The following is a 12379-nucleotide window of genomic DNA, read 5'->3' on the forward strand; positions in this document are numbered from 1 at the left end:
CGGGCGACGCTTCGGTTTATCCTTCTCATCGACGTCTGGCAGCTTCATCCGCGCCGTCATCGCGGCGGCGGCGATCTCGCTGGTCTCGAGGGCGAGGTGGAGTTGTTCTGCCGTCTCAGATGACGCGCCGAACCGGTGCGCACGGTGCCCGGCCAGTTGGTGCCGGAGCTTCTCGATCAGGATCGCCTGGGCCTTCACCTCCGCCAGGAGCCGCGCGGTGAAGCTGCGCAGCTCCTCGGGATCTTCCGGCAGGATGGCGGGCTCGTCGAGCATGAGACGAGCTTAACGGGCTGGATTCCGGCTGGGAATCCTCAACGATTAGGGCCAGTCGCTTATCCGGCCGCCAAGGGCTGCCAGGTCCGCTGCGGGGTCCGCCAGTCGATCCCTTCCAGCAGCATCGCCAGCTGCGCGGCCGATAGCGCGATCTTGCCCTCGGTGGTGGAAGGCCAGACGAACCGGCCCCGCTCCAGCCGCTTCATGAACATGCAGGCGCCCTGGCCATCCCACCAGATCACCTTGACCAGATCGCCGCGCCGGCCCCGGAACACAAACAGATGCCCACCGAACGGATCCTGCTTCAGCACCGCCTCGGCCTGTGCCGCCAAGGCCGCAAAGCCCTTGCGCATGTCCGTGACCCCGGCCGCGAGCCACACCCGCGTGTTGGTCGGCACCGGGATCACGCCGTCAGCCCCCGGATCAGCCGCGCCAGAGCCTCGGGATCGTAGCGCCCCGTGACCCGCATCCGCTGCCCGCCGGCGAGTTCGATCTCGATCCGGCCCACCTCGGCGACAGGCGCATCAGGGACAGCCGGGGCTGCCCTGGTATCCTGCACGATCTCGACCGGCAGAAACTTCGCACCCTCGCGAGAGCACGCCTCAGCCTCGGGCGCAAAACGAGGATCGCGCAGCCATTTGAAGATCAGGTTCGCGTTGACCGCGTAACGCCGCGCGACCTGAGCAACCGAAACGCCCGGTGCAGTCGTCTGAAAGCAGATCGTCCGCTTCTCCTCGTCCGTCCAGAGCCGCTTCGTCCGACGCGCCACGCAAGCACCATAGTGTCCACCATCCATAGTGGACACTATCGATCACTCTCTTACCGTGGCAGAGCAGTCACGCCGGACGGATACATCGGTGATGATCTCATAGTCAGACATAAGCACGTGCTTAGGGATATCCCTAAGCCTCCATGGTCATGCCCGAGTGTCCGGTCGAAAAAGGGGCCAGTTCACCCTCGCAACTTTCGCTCTGTGCTGTTTGCACGGCCGGGGCGCGGTGAGCATGATTTCGGGGACGTGGCCGAAGGCCGGATCGACATTCCCGATGCCTTGAACCTGATCGAGCGTGCGGGGTCCAAGGCTGAGATTGTCGGCCTGACGATTGGAGAGTGTCAGGTCTTCTGTGTATGGCTGATTGGGTNCTTCATCAGGTTGATGACGCCAAGATCGGAATGGACATAGGCTCCCTCCATGTCGCACAGAGATCCGACTCTCGCGCCAGTCCCGAGCGCCAAGATCAGAAGATCGCGAATATGTTGGCGCTCGGCCGCATCAATCAGCTTGGCGATTTCGTCGAAGGAAAGATAGCGTCCCTTCTTCGGCCGATCTGCCGGAGCTGTCACTCCGGAAATCCGCGGCATTTCGGGCGGCGCAATGTCCGTAAGACCCATCTGCCGGGCAAGGGAGCAGACTTCAATCACCGGTCGGACGATGTCCACGATCGTGTTGGGGTGGAGCTTGCGATGATCGTCGGCGGTCGCAGCGGCGCGAGCCTTTCCCTTCATTCGGCTATACTCAGCCTTTTGCAGAAGACGCACGAACCGGCGCACTGCCATCGGCATATTCGACATCGAATCGTGCCAGATGTTGGGGCGGTAATAGATGTCGAGGCGGTTCTTCAGCAATCCGAAACGCTCTTTCGAGAGAGTTCCCTCCTTCTCTCGCTCATACGAAAGCCAGACTTCGCGGAACTCTGGATCCTTGGTGATGCGGCGCTTAGGTGCGATAAGCTCCAAGGGCTCAGCAATGGTACGAATGACAGTCTTCGCCTCGGAACGGGCAGCCTTCGGCGTCTCGGCTGCAAGTCGTTTGGAGCGAGTGCGCTGTGCGGGGCGGTCCCACCAACGCAGGTACAGTTTCCCCCTATCTTCACAAATAGAGAAGCGGCCGATACTATCGATCTTTTTCATTTAGTTACCTCAGACGCGTTAGACAACGTCAGCCAATGCGTTGTAATTGCAGTCAGAGTGGATTCCTGCGGCTCGATAGCCAAAGCGGGCTGTCAGCTGTTGCCCTGCCTTCACTTCGCAGCGCGCGAGATAATCCAGCAGATGCTGCTCCCAATACTGGATAGTGGGCGTCTTCATAAAGCCGATCTCCCCTGCCTTGCGGAGTTCGGCCAGTTTACGGCTGGACATATTCAGAATGGCCGCTGCTTCCTTTTCAGACCATAATGCAAACTTGCTGTTTCCCCGCTGTTGCACAGCCGATGGCAGTGAGCACATGAGATTCAGATCGCGCCTTTCGACATCGCCGACCTCCCGATTGTAGAGCGTCGGACCGGTGTCGGGGGTGACTCCGCATTTTTCAGTTTTGTCGATCCCCTGCGGGGCGTGGAAGGTATTGGTCATGTGGCTCATCGGGCCACTCCTTTTCTTGGCACCACGATCGATGTGGCACCGGGGAGATGAGACGCGTGCCAGCGCAGCTTTCGAAATTTCTCGATGGGGTTCACCCATCCGCTCGGACGTGTTGATGCCCTTGCAGGCGGGCCCCTGCTTGCCGCAAGCCCGTGGCGGGCACCCGTCTGCGTCGGCGATGCTCCACCGCGACCTGAGCCAGGCGCCCTCCCCTCCGCCGTTGCCAGCAGATGCCGTGCTGCGGTTGACGCTTCGTCAGTCTCGCCCCGGCTGATCCGCCACGGCGGTCCTCGGCGATCCCGTTGCCGAGCAGCCCAACCAGTTTATGGAGGGTCACCATCGCGGATCGCGGCAGGAGGCCGATCACAGGGGTGCCGCCGTTGCGCAGATTGAACCCGGCATCCGTCGCCGGCACCGTCACGCGGCGCATCAGCACGAAGCGACTGCGGCGACGCAGGCCGGCAGCCTCCCATTCGCTGCGATCGGACAGATCGAGGTCGAGGCCGCGGTTCGACCGGCTACCGGCGCTGGTGCCATAGGCGATCGTGATGAAGCGCTCACCCTCCCGCAGCGTCGTTGCGATGACGAGGCACGGGCGGGTCTTGGCCCTGCCCTCGCCTTCCCCGAGCGGGAAGCGGAACGAAAGGACGGTGCCAGGACGCAGCGAGGCGGCCCAGCCGATGGGATCGGTGGTCATAGATAACTCTTCGATGATGTTGGATGAAGTGCCGGCGCGGCATCGCGCGCCGGCATGGCCTGGTCAGGCGATGCCGCGGCACCGGCCGATATGCCGCTCGGCAGCAAGCAGGTCCGCCACGCGCTCAGATGCCGTGATGCATTCGATGAGCGCTTCCAGCGCCGGGCCGATCGCGGTCGCCGTGTCGGCATCCGCGCGGCCCTTCAGGGCGAGGACGAGGCTGTGCAGGCTGTCGCGGGCGTCTTTCGTGAGCGCCGAGCCCTCCTCGGCAATCTTCCGCAGGTCGGCGATTTCTCGGCGCAACGCGTAGGCAATGTCACCGTCGAGCGCCCCACACCGGGCGAGCGCGTGGCGCGCCGCCGCAATGGCATTCGCGCCGATATCTTCGAGCCGCTCGAAATCGGTGGCCGGCTTCTGCTCGATGAACAACTGGTGGCGGGAAGGGGCGATCATTGCCGACCCTCCTGCGCGCGTTGCGGCTGCGCCGCCGGTGGAGACAGCCGCCAGCCGGTGCGGCGGTCGCCAGTCCGTGCCGCCCGCCGCTCCGCCCGCCGCCACGCGGCGATGTCACGGAGGGCGTGGATCCTGGCGCGTTGCGTGTGCAATCGCTCCAACGCGCGTTCGCAGAGATGGCCCACAACCGGCGGTTCCTGCGTCGCCGTGAGCGCCGGATGGGACGGCGCGATGGAGAACCTGCGCTCCAGATCAAAGCGCACGGGTCGCAGGAGGCCAGACTGGCGCACCTCATCGAGACGGGTGAGGCGCAGCGTACCCGGACGCACCGGTTGGGCATGGTCATCGACGCCCGGTGCGATGGTCAGCACCTGCCAACCGGCAACGGTCTCGACATCGACGATCAGCGCGACTGCCTGGGTATCGCCGGTCAGCGTCCAGCGGATGATGTCGCCGACGGCGATCGTGTTGCGCCAGCCCTGCGGCACCGGCCGCGCGCTGGTCGTCTCTGGGGTCTGGTGGAGCATATCGTCCTCTTGTGCTCAGGGAACGACACCCACCAACGCTCACATCCCAACCTCACCAAGTCGGCCCTGCGCTGGCGGCGTGTCGCCAGACACACGCCGACAACGCGGGGACGGGAACTGGCTGAGGGATAACAATCCTTAGCTGCCTTGGCATTCCCTGCTAAGTTCCCTCCTTGGAGTGTGAGCCAAAGAGGGCACGAGGGCACCTTGAGCATTGTTGCGTTTGGGCCTTAGGGTATGACGCGGGGTTGAGACCCTCTGAGGTGAGGGCGCCAGAACACTTGCCGGATTCCTGAAGCACACATGCCTAACGTCAGTCATTACTTTGCGGACGGCCACACACGCGTCGAGATTGATACCACAATCCTTACCGCAGCAGGCCAACTCAACCTGTGCCTGCTTCAGCTGCCGTCGTCACAGGCCGCCGTTGAAGGCGACGCCAGTCGGCCGATGGCGGTCAAGGCACTACGCGATCTCATCGTTGGTGGTCCGGCCCATCCGCAGCCTGTTTTGCGGCAGTTGATCCCAAGCGGCGAACCGGTGCTCATCGTGGCGCCAGAGTATGCGTTCGGTTCTCCCGACTGGCCGGCAGTCGATGACTTGGTGCGTGGCGCGAACCGGCCTCTCGTGCTGCTTGCCGGTTTCGGGGCGACGCGGGCCCAAGCCGTGCTCGACTGGCAGGCCGCAGCGGTGCCAAGCGGTACGGTGCGTCATCTGAGCTGGCGCGAAGACACTAACCCGGTAAGCCCTGTGATGCGGATCAACGGCGGCTGGTGCTGGATCCACGATCCGGGAGGCACCACCCATTGCATCGTCTACCTAAAGAACTTCCTCCAACAGGGAATCGAGGCCGTCCAGCTCCCTGATCTCCAACAAGGTGAGATCATCCTGCATCTGCGGTACGATGATCTCGATTTGTTCCCGCTAATTTGCGCCGATCTCATCCAGCCAGCCGCGCAGCGCCCCGGCTCACCGCAAGCGCGTGTCCAGGCGATTCTTGCCGACATCGCGGTCGAACGGCCTGCGCTGGTGGTGGGATCACTCCTTCAACCTGGCTTCAACGCCAATTGGGGGATCGCCATCGACGCACTGCTCAACACCGTTCTCGTCGGGCGTCCCGGCGCGGTCGCCCTCTGCAACATTGCCCATGACCAGCCCCGACCCGAGGAAGAGCAGGATAAGTGGCGCAGTCTAACCGGCGTATTCGCGCCTTTCCGGTCGCTCCCCAAGGGACAGGATGATCTGCCGGTGGCACGCGCCCTTAATGCCCAAGGGATCGCCGGCGCCGTCGTCCGCCATACCCACGGCTGCGCGACGGCCGGCGCGGTTGGCTGGTCGCCTTACGACCCCGTTAACGGCACGCAGGTCTGGCGCGGCAATATGTACTGTCGGATCACCGAAGAGGGGCTTGCGTCTCCGATCGCGCCCGCGCCCGCGGCGGAGGCATGTGAAATTTCTCGATTCTTTCGGCGCCATCCGCCCGGCGCGGGAATGGCGCCGCGGCTCGCTGAGGGAATCGCGCTGATCAACGGTCAACTCGACAGCAGGGCGCCGCCATTGCCTGCCACGATCCTCCGCGCCACACTGGATGGAGTCATCATCGACGGTTCCCGCAATCCCGACGCGCTGGCGGAGGCCGAAGTGACGACCGCTTTAAAAGCCGGGCTACACGCACTGGCGACCGTCCGGTCGATCGACGGCGTTTCTTGGCAGACCGGCGCCGGACTGACCGGGCAACTCCAAATCGAGGCGCAGCGTTGTCACCTGCTCATCTGGCGCTCGCCAAACGAGTCGCCTAAATCGATGCAGCGGCATCTCGCCAGCTGGCGGCTGCGCGGAGGTGCACACCCCGATCTTGTCGTGTTCGGCGGGACGCCGGTGGGTGCGCTTGCCGACGGCGAGATTGGTCAGGATCGCCGCGACGACATCAGCCTCGCGCCGCCTGCCGATGCGGCGCTCGCGGCCGGCGGATCGCTCGCCGCGTCGGCCGGGGACATTACCGAGGCGCAGTCGCTCCGCCGAGTTGTAGGGCTCAGCCTATCGCATGTCACGTCGGTCTATGCCGATTATGAGGAAGCCGAGGACGACACGCGGGTAGCGGCGTTGTTCGAGCGCATTGGCAGTTTCCTTGAGGAGAGGAATGGGCAATGACTAAACCGACCGGCGGGGCAGAATTGGCCACAGCCTATGCGGCGCTCGATCCGCTTTGCGCCAAGGTGGGCCTCGTGCGCGCCACACTGTTGCCCCAGATCGACGGCGCTGCAGCTGCTCCCGATGGCATCGCGCTCTGGTCCTCGCCTTACGCCCAGTTGCTGCTTTGGCCCTGTTCGGCAAACGACGCGGCGACATTCGAAACGGCGGCCCATACCGCGCAGCGTTGGTTCGACGAAGTGCTGATCGCCGGCGAGCGCCAAGCGGGCGGACGTCCTATCGACGGATATCTCGTGCTCGCCCTCCCGATGATGCCCGAAGAGGAGGCACGTGAGGATGTACGCCGACTTGAGCTCTCAGCGCAGGTCTGCCGTAAACACCTGATCTGGCCTTCTACCCCTGACGACCCCGACCATGCCACCGTACCTTGGCGTCGCGTTGCCGATATCACTGTCGTTGGGCTCCCTGAAGCCGAGCTCTTGCCCGGTGCCGAATTGCAATGGCCCGCGATCGACGCTGAGGCGAAAGCGCTTTGGGAAGAGCTCGATGCCATCGGCGTGTCCGCGGTCCTCCTGAACGACGGGGCAGCGTGATGCGCGGCGTCCGCTTGAGATCGCTCGGCATTTCCGGTTTCCGCGGGATCAGCGATCCGGTCAGATTCGACCTTAGTGCACCTCTGACGCTCGTCTTCGCGCCCAACGGTACTGGCAAGACGACGATGTGCGAGGCCGCCGAATGGCTGCTCACCAGCCAAGTCGAGCGATTAAAGGCTGGCAAGGACTTCAACGCGCATGTTCTGCGATCGAAGTTTGCCGTCGTGGACCAAGCGCCATCGGTCGAGGCCGACCTGTTCGTGGCGGGGGCCCCGCGCTTCCTCGCGCGCCATGCCGAAGGCGCGCATTCTCACGCGCTCTCGGGTACCATGCGCATCAACGCGACACGGGTGGGCCCACACGAACTGCTCACGCTGCTCGCGCCGGCCGCCGCCGCCGACGAGGCGCATCATTTAACCGCTATCAATCTGCGCCAGCGCTGGCTCAAGGGCACGCGCTTCCTCAGCGCAGAGGCCCTTGCTGCGCTGGTCGACACCGACGAGGAGACCATCGAACGGCGCACCCAGGTCTTCGCCGACTTGCTTGGCATCCGCCATCTCCTCGACGCCGAGCGTCAGTGCGAGAAATATGCCAGCGAACTCAGCTCTCGGCTGCGCCCGCTGGCCCAGTTGAACGAACAGCAGCTCGCAGAAATTCGCGACCTGGAGTTGGCTTTGGAGGGCGCTGTCATGGATGAGAGCGCGCGAACCGTCTCTGCACGGTCTGAAGCCGCCGCCGCTGCGATGCTGCTCGAGCTTGGCCGTGACGGTTTGGACGATGGCGCTTCTCTCGACGATTGGCTTGAAGCGCTGACTGCGACCTATCGGCGCCAGCGCCATGCCCACGACCTGCGCAGCGCGGCGATGCAGCGCGTCGAAGCGCAATGGAGCGCACGGGGGTCGCTCAAGGCGACGGTCGAGGAGAACACTGTACTCGAATCCCGGCTTGCCGCCGAACTCGCCCATATCGAAGAGCGAGGTCGCGCGGCTGCTGCCGCACTCACCGAACGTACATCCGAGCGCGAGGTCGCCGACGAGGCCGCGCGCGCCTTGGCGAGTGCCAAAGACCGGCTTGGCAATCTCAGCTCCTCCCTTCTTGCGGCTCTTCTCGACGCCGGCCTGCTGACCGGTACCCCCCAATCACTCGCCTCTCTTTCGAATCATCTCGTCGAAGCCCGCTGGACCGAGGCCGCGCGCAGGGATCGCCGCCGCCAACTCGCCTCGCTCAAGACTTCACTCGAGCAGTCGGCGGGTGCCATTGAGCGCCTCCGTTTAATTGATGCCGAAATCGACCGGCGGGCGCCCGAGCGCGTCTCTGAGGAAGCAATGGCCATCCTGCGGCGCGGCGCGGCCGATGCTGACGCCGAGGCGCGCGCAGCTCGGACTACGCTTGATGCGTCAGCTGAACCAGTTGCGCGGCTGCAAGCCGCCGCTCGCGACTTTCTGTCGCACGACCATGGCGGCACCAGCCGATGCCCGACCTGCGCGCATGATTGGGACAATCCCGCCGCGCTGAGCGCCGCGATAGAGAATACGTTGGTCGCGGGACCGGCGATCCTTGAGACCATGCGCCGCGTAGCGGATTTCGCATCCGAGACGGCTCAAGCGGCTCGCACCCGTCTCGACGCAGCCATGTCCGTCGCGGCGACCATCGCCGCGCTGGAGAAGGAGCGCGCCGCGCTTGCTGCTTCGGCTGAGGAGCGAGCCCGCGACGCCGCTTGGCTCGGCCTTTCCACTGATCGTACGTTGGAGGAGATCGCGGCAGCAGACGCCCGGCTCAACGTCGCCGATGCCCTCGCGGCGCTGATCGCTGCACGCAATGCACTATCTCCGACCCTGCCTAACAGCCGGGCGCCGCTTCTCCCACCGGAAACCATGGTATCGGGATTACTCGACCAGCTTGCGACCACTTTCGGGATCCGCGAACAGAACATCCACCTCCAGCTTGCTGAGTTGTCTAAAGCGATCGAGACTGCCATCGCAGACCGTGACCAGTTGCGCGCCAGCCATGCGGGCACCCAGCAACGCCTTCGCGAATGCCGCGCGACATTGCGGGATAGGGCCGCGGAGCTCGCGGGCCTGCACACAGCTTGGGACGCAGCGGCACCCGACGCTGAATGGTCCGACAGTGCGCTTGCCACGCTCAAGACGGAGCTCGCCAACGACATCCAGCGCCTCCAATCAGCGGACGCACACATCGAAGCGTCGCGTGCTGCATGGGCTTCCGAGGCAAGACGCGAGCGTCTCGATACCCTGCGAAGTGCCATCTCGCCGTCGCTTGAGCGCCAGAGGCGCATGGCCGCGCGCATCGCCGCCGCCAATCGCGCGCGTGCGATCTTTCAGAAAGCCTATGCGACTACCAGTCGCAAGCAGGCCCAAGACTTGAGCCGGGTAGTAAATCCGCTGTTCGCGCGGATGCATGCTAATCGTGTGTTCGACCGCATCAACCTCGGCGAGGATAGCGACTTCCTGCACTGGCTCGCCGATGCTGGCGGCGAGCAGCTCGATCCAGGTAAAGATTTCAGCCAAGGTCAGCGGCAGGATCTCGCACTCGCGCTGTTCCTTGCACGCGCCCGAAGCTTGGGCGGGACCTTCTTCCTTGACGAACCCGTCATCCATCTCGACGATCTTAACCGCGTCGGGTTGCTCGACATCCTGCGCGCGACGATCCTTGAAAACAGCAAGTCGCTCAATCTGGTCATTACGACTTCGAGCCGAGCGCTCGCGCGCCACCTCATCGAGAAGTTTGCCGCCATTGGTCAGATCGAGACGCCCTCAGGTCTATCGGATCCGTTGCGCGTTATCGAGCTCGACGGCAATGGCCGTAGCGGCGTCTCGCTAAGCACAATCTATCCTCTTGGCTGACGGTGGACTGTGGAGCGGTTTCCCAACACGACTGCTTCCAGCGTGCCGGATCTCCTGCCCTTGAACTGGTCTCGACGTCCCCCAAGGATAGCCGAATGAGCCGCTGGTCGGGCGGATATTTCGATCCAGAGGATACCCACATCGAAGAGATCGTTGAACGCTTCGACCATCTCGCGGAGAAATTGGCTCCGCCGCCAAGCAAACCCAACGCCTCCAAACCCACGACCTAAGAGCGCCCGTCTGCGGCCGACGCCGGATGGTTATATAGAACGCGCGCTTGGCCACGAGGTTCGGCCATGGCGTGGCATCGGTCGCACGCCGATCCGTATGGGCCGCAGCGTGCCAACTATTCCGTGACCGCAGGAGGGACAACTTCTGCCGCCAGGAGCGCCATCGCTTTTGGCTGCACGCTCCTTTGCCGCAGAATCGCGTGGAGGAGAACTGCGCCCGATTCTGCCATCGGAAAGCGTGCGGACCACAGCGGCAAAATTGCTTGCTGGCGGTACGTAGTGCGGTTTGCCTTCCGCTGGCGCCTGAGAAAGGGAGGTCGGGAAACGTTTTGTCGAAGAAGAATTTGGCGACATGTGCGTCTATCTGCGCTATGACCTCGATGAACAATCCGGCCATTTTCATGGGCTGCTATCAGACCGGGTGTTCAAGGAACCGTCCATGCGCTTTGCGGCCGGGAAGTGGCTCTACCGGACGACCCATCACCGCTGCGTTGGCGGGGTGGGCGACGAGAGGCGAGGCTATGAGGTCGCCCAGGATGTTATCGCGGCGTGGTTCAGCCGCGACGAATACCGCCGCATGAACATTGTCCGCGGAGAGCAAAGAGCGAAAGCAACAAGGGACGCCGTCAAGGTTGCCGACGCGATGCTCGATGAGCAGAGCATACGTGCGTTTTTCGGTGATACCGAAGCTGAGCCATTGCCCGATGGCTCGACGCGAGCACGTCGGAAGTGGATCATGAAGAAACAGGCCGCCGAGGCTGCGTCGCGGTCCGGAAGGCTGAGGAAGGGAGCGAAGCAGGATCTCGCCTTGGACCTGCTTGAACTGATCGGCGCCCTTGATCCTCAGGTGCGCCATCGTCATCAGACCCAGCGCGCCCGTGACCAACTTCTCATGCAGTTTCACGAGAGTCATGGCACTCCTGAGGAACTCATCCGGCATGCCAACGATCTGCTCGCCGGTGCCGTCGAAAAAGCCCGGCGAGACATTGGCGCCGCCCGCGAAGAGGCTGCCCAGCAAGCCACTGCGGAGCTTACGGCCAAGGATCTCCAAGCGGCCGAACGGCGAGCCGAAGCGGACTGTCTTGCAACTCTGGCGCGCGAGGAACAGGATCAAAGGGCAGCCCAACAGCGGCGTTTGGAAGATGACGCTGCCGCCCGCAACCGCCAGGCCGAGGATGAGGCCGCGATCCGCAAGCGGCTGGTTGAAGACCGCAAAGCCGAGGCTGAGCGAGCCAGAAAGGCGAGAGCGCTGGCGGAATACGAAGAGGCGCTGCGAGAGCGTGAGACGGAGACCGAGCGCAAAGCCAAGTGGCTCACCGAGACGATCGAGGAACTGCGCGAACTCGGAGTCGCGATCCGCTCCGCAGCGGTCAAGCTTGGGCTTCTGGAGGTCCCATTCGTTCGAGCGGCCATGCAAGCGCTGAGGAAGGTTGATCTGATACGGCAGGGCCGAGAGCGGGAACGATGATAATCTTGCAAGAGTCTTAGGCAACCGGCAGCCTCGCTAAGCCTTCTCGCATCAAGCGTCGCTGACGCAGGTCATCATACCACTTCCGGATCCAGACATGCAGTCAGGTTCCGCAACGCACCTGGCTCTTCATGGGCCTCTGCGACATGTCCGATAAAACGCCTCATCAGGATATTTTTTTCCGTCACACGCACAACGAAGCCATCTTCTGCTCAGCCCGGAATACGCGGTGGCCCAACATAGCCGCCGACGCCGAGGCAGCAGACGAAGTCAAAGCGCTGGAATCTGCGCGGGAGGCCGTCACGCCGATCAGTGGGACGCTTGCGCCAGTTCAAAACAGGGCTTGATGGCCGTCATCGAAAGCAAGAGAGGAACTCTAAGTACCATGATCTACAAAATCACGGAAGACGACAAAACCCAGCGCCTTGAACAGCAAGCCCGGCAGGACATGATTGCGGCGATGACTTGGGGACGAGAGCGAAAGGCCGAGACAAAAACGACAGAATTCGCGGCTGCCGTCTCTCGCATTGAATTGCTCGCAGCGGGAGCCTCGGGTGCTTCGGAAGGCGCCCGTCGCATTTTGCAAGTTTGCTTCAGGGGCAACGACGAGGATATCCTGTGCTATCTTGACCTCGCAAGGTTAGATCACCGGAATCAGGACGCGGCTATGATCCTCCTCCGTGGAGTGGCTGCGTGCGGAATTATGCCTGAGAAGTTACTCTCGCGACCTTTGAACGAATACTGAAGCATGACTGTTCAGAA

The 12379-nt window shown here is 63.3% G+C and carries 13 protein-coding genes; 6 read left to right on the forward strand and 7 right to left on the reverse strand.

Going from position 1 to position 12379, the window contains the following annotated elements:
- The 7 genes from EPA64_RS16520 to EPA64_RS15210 form a co-directional block, all read right to left on the reverse strand.
- The coding region (locus EPA64_RS16520) for a transposase (protein WP_220443769.1) at positions 1-273 on the reverse strand (273 nt) is incomplete at its 3' end.
- Positions 274-332: 59 nt separating this feature from the next.
- Positions 333-680 carry an IS66 family insertion sequence element accessory protein TnpB gene (gene tnpB / locus EPA64_RS15175; RefSeq protein WP_134727152.1) on the reverse strand — a complete coding sequence of 116 codons (348 nt, stop codon included), beginning with the start codon at positions 678-680 and terminating at the stop codon, positions 333-335.
- A complete protein-coding gene (gene tnpA, locus EPA64_RS15180) occupies positions 677-1042 on the reverse strand; it encodes an IS66-like element accessory protein TnpA (protein WP_246026790.1) in 366 nt (121 codons plus the stop codon). The genes tnpB and tnpA overlap by 4 nt, the downstream gene beginning before the upstream one ends.
- A 1160-nt stretch (positions 1043-2202) precedes the next feature.
- A complete protein-coding gene (locus tag EPA64_RS15195; protein ID WP_134727155.1) occupies positions 2203-2634 on the reverse strand; it encodes a MerR family transcriptional regulator in 432 nt (143 codons plus the stop codon).
- A 91-nt stretch (positions 2635-2725) separates the two neighbouring features.
- Positions 2726-3331: a hypothetical protein gene (locus tag EPA64_RS15200; RefSeq protein ID WP_134727156.1), complete on the reverse strand. Its 606-nt coding sequence runs from the start codon at positions 3329-3331 to the stop codon at positions 2726-2728.
- 63 nt (positions 3332-3394) lie between these two features.
- Positions 3395-3784, reverse strand: a complete 390-nt coding sequence (locus EPA64_RS15205) for a hypothetical protein (protein ID WP_134727157.1) — start codon at positions 3782-3784, stop codon at positions 3395-3397.
- Positions 3781-4311: a hypothetical protein gene (locus EPA64_RS15210; RefSeq protein WP_134727158.1), complete on the reverse strand. Its 531-nt coding sequence runs from the start codon at positions 4309-4311 to the stop codon at positions 3781-3783. The genes EPA64_RS15205 and EPA64_RS15210 overlap by 4 nt, the downstream gene beginning before the upstream one ends.
- A gap of 303 nt (positions 4312-4614) precedes the next feature.
- On the opposite strand from EPA64_RS15210, the gene EPA64_RS15215 reads away from it, so the two are divergent.
- From EPA64_RS15215 to EPA64_RS15235, 6 genes are all read left to right on the forward strand, one after another.
- Entirely contained in the window at positions 4615-6462 is a 1848-nt protein-coding gene (locus EPA64_RS15215; protein ID WP_134727159.1) for an ABC-three component system protein, read from the forward strand.
- Positions 6459-7055 (forward strand): hypothetical protein, encoded by a 597-nt coding sequence (locus tag EPA64_RS15220; RefSeq protein WP_134727160.1) that lies wholly within the window; start codon positions 6459-6461, stop codon positions 7053-7055. Before EPA64_RS15215 ends, EPA64_RS15220 begins: the two co-directional genes overlap by 4 nt.
- Positions 7056-7069: 14 nt before the next feature.
- Positions 7070-9919, forward strand: a complete 2850-nt coding sequence (locus tag EPA64_RS15225) for an ATP-binding protein (protein ID WP_167626682.1) — start codon at positions 7070-7072, stop codon at positions 9917-9919.
- 95 nt (positions 9920-10014) lie between these two features.
- Positions 10015-10149 carry a hypothetical protein gene (locus tag EPA64_RS16960; protein ID WP_281278590.1) on the forward strand — a complete coding sequence of 45 codons (135 nt, stop codon included), beginning with the start codon at positions 10015-10017 and terminating at the stop codon, positions 10147-10149.
- A gap of 352 nt (positions 10150-10501) precedes the next feature.
- Positions 10502-11617: a hypothetical protein gene (locus tag EPA64_RS15230; protein WP_134727162.1), complete on the forward strand. Its 1116-nt coding sequence runs from the start codon at positions 10502-10504 to the stop codon at positions 11615-11617.
- 385 nt (positions 11618-12002) lie between these two features.
- On the forward strand, positions 12003-12362 hold the full coding sequence (locus EPA64_RS15235) for a hypothetical protein (RefSeq protein WP_134727163.1): 360 nt from the start codon (positions 12003-12005) through the stop codon (positions 12360-12362).
- Positions 12363-12379 lie beyond the last annotated feature (17 nt).

It is taken from the genome of Paracoccus luteus, from assembly GCF_004522155.1.
In the GTDB taxonomy this organism is placed as follows: domain Bacteria; phylum Pseudomonadota; class Alphaproteobacteria; order Rhodobacterales; family Rhodobacteraceae; genus Paracoccus; species Paracoccus luteus.

Bases quoted from the DNA above. Each gene is read 5' to 3' on its own strand.
- EPA64_RS15210 (WP_134727158.1), bottom strand. From the start codon at position 4,311: ATGCTCCACCAGACCCCAGAGACGACCAGCGCGCGGCCGGTGCCGCAG.
- EPA64_RS15230 (WP_134727162.1), top strand. From the start codon at position 10,502: ATGTGCGTCTATCTGCGCTATGACCTCGATGAACAATCCGGCCATTTT.
- EPA64_RS15205 (WP_134727157.1), bottom strand. From the start codon at position 3,784: ATGATCGCCCCTTCCCGCCACCAGTTGTTCATCGAGCAGAAGCCGGCC.
- EPA64_RS15200 (WP_134727156.1), bottom strand. From the start codon at position 3,331: ATGACCACCGATCCCATCGGCTGGGCCGCCTCGCTGCGTCCTGGCACC.
- EPA64_RS15235 (WP_134727163.1), top strand. From the start codon at position 12,003: ATGATCTACAAAATCACGGAAGACGACAAAACCCAGCGCCTTGAACAG.
- EPA64_RS15215 (WP_134727159.1), top strand. From the start codon at position 4,615: ATGCCTAACGTCAGTCATTACTTTGCGGACGGCCACACACGCGTCGAG.
- EPA64_RS15195 (WP_134727155.1), bottom strand. From the start codon at position 2,634: ATGAGCCACATGACCAATACCTTCCACGCCCCGCAGGGGATCGACAAA.
- EPA64_RS15220 (WP_134727160.1), top strand. From the start codon at position 6,459: ATGACTAAACCGACCGGCGGGGCAGAATTGGCCACAGCCTATGCGGCG.
- EPA64_RS16960 (WP_281278590.1), top strand. From the start codon at position 10,015: ATGAGCCGCTGGTCGGGCGGATATTTCGATCCAGAGGATACCCACATC.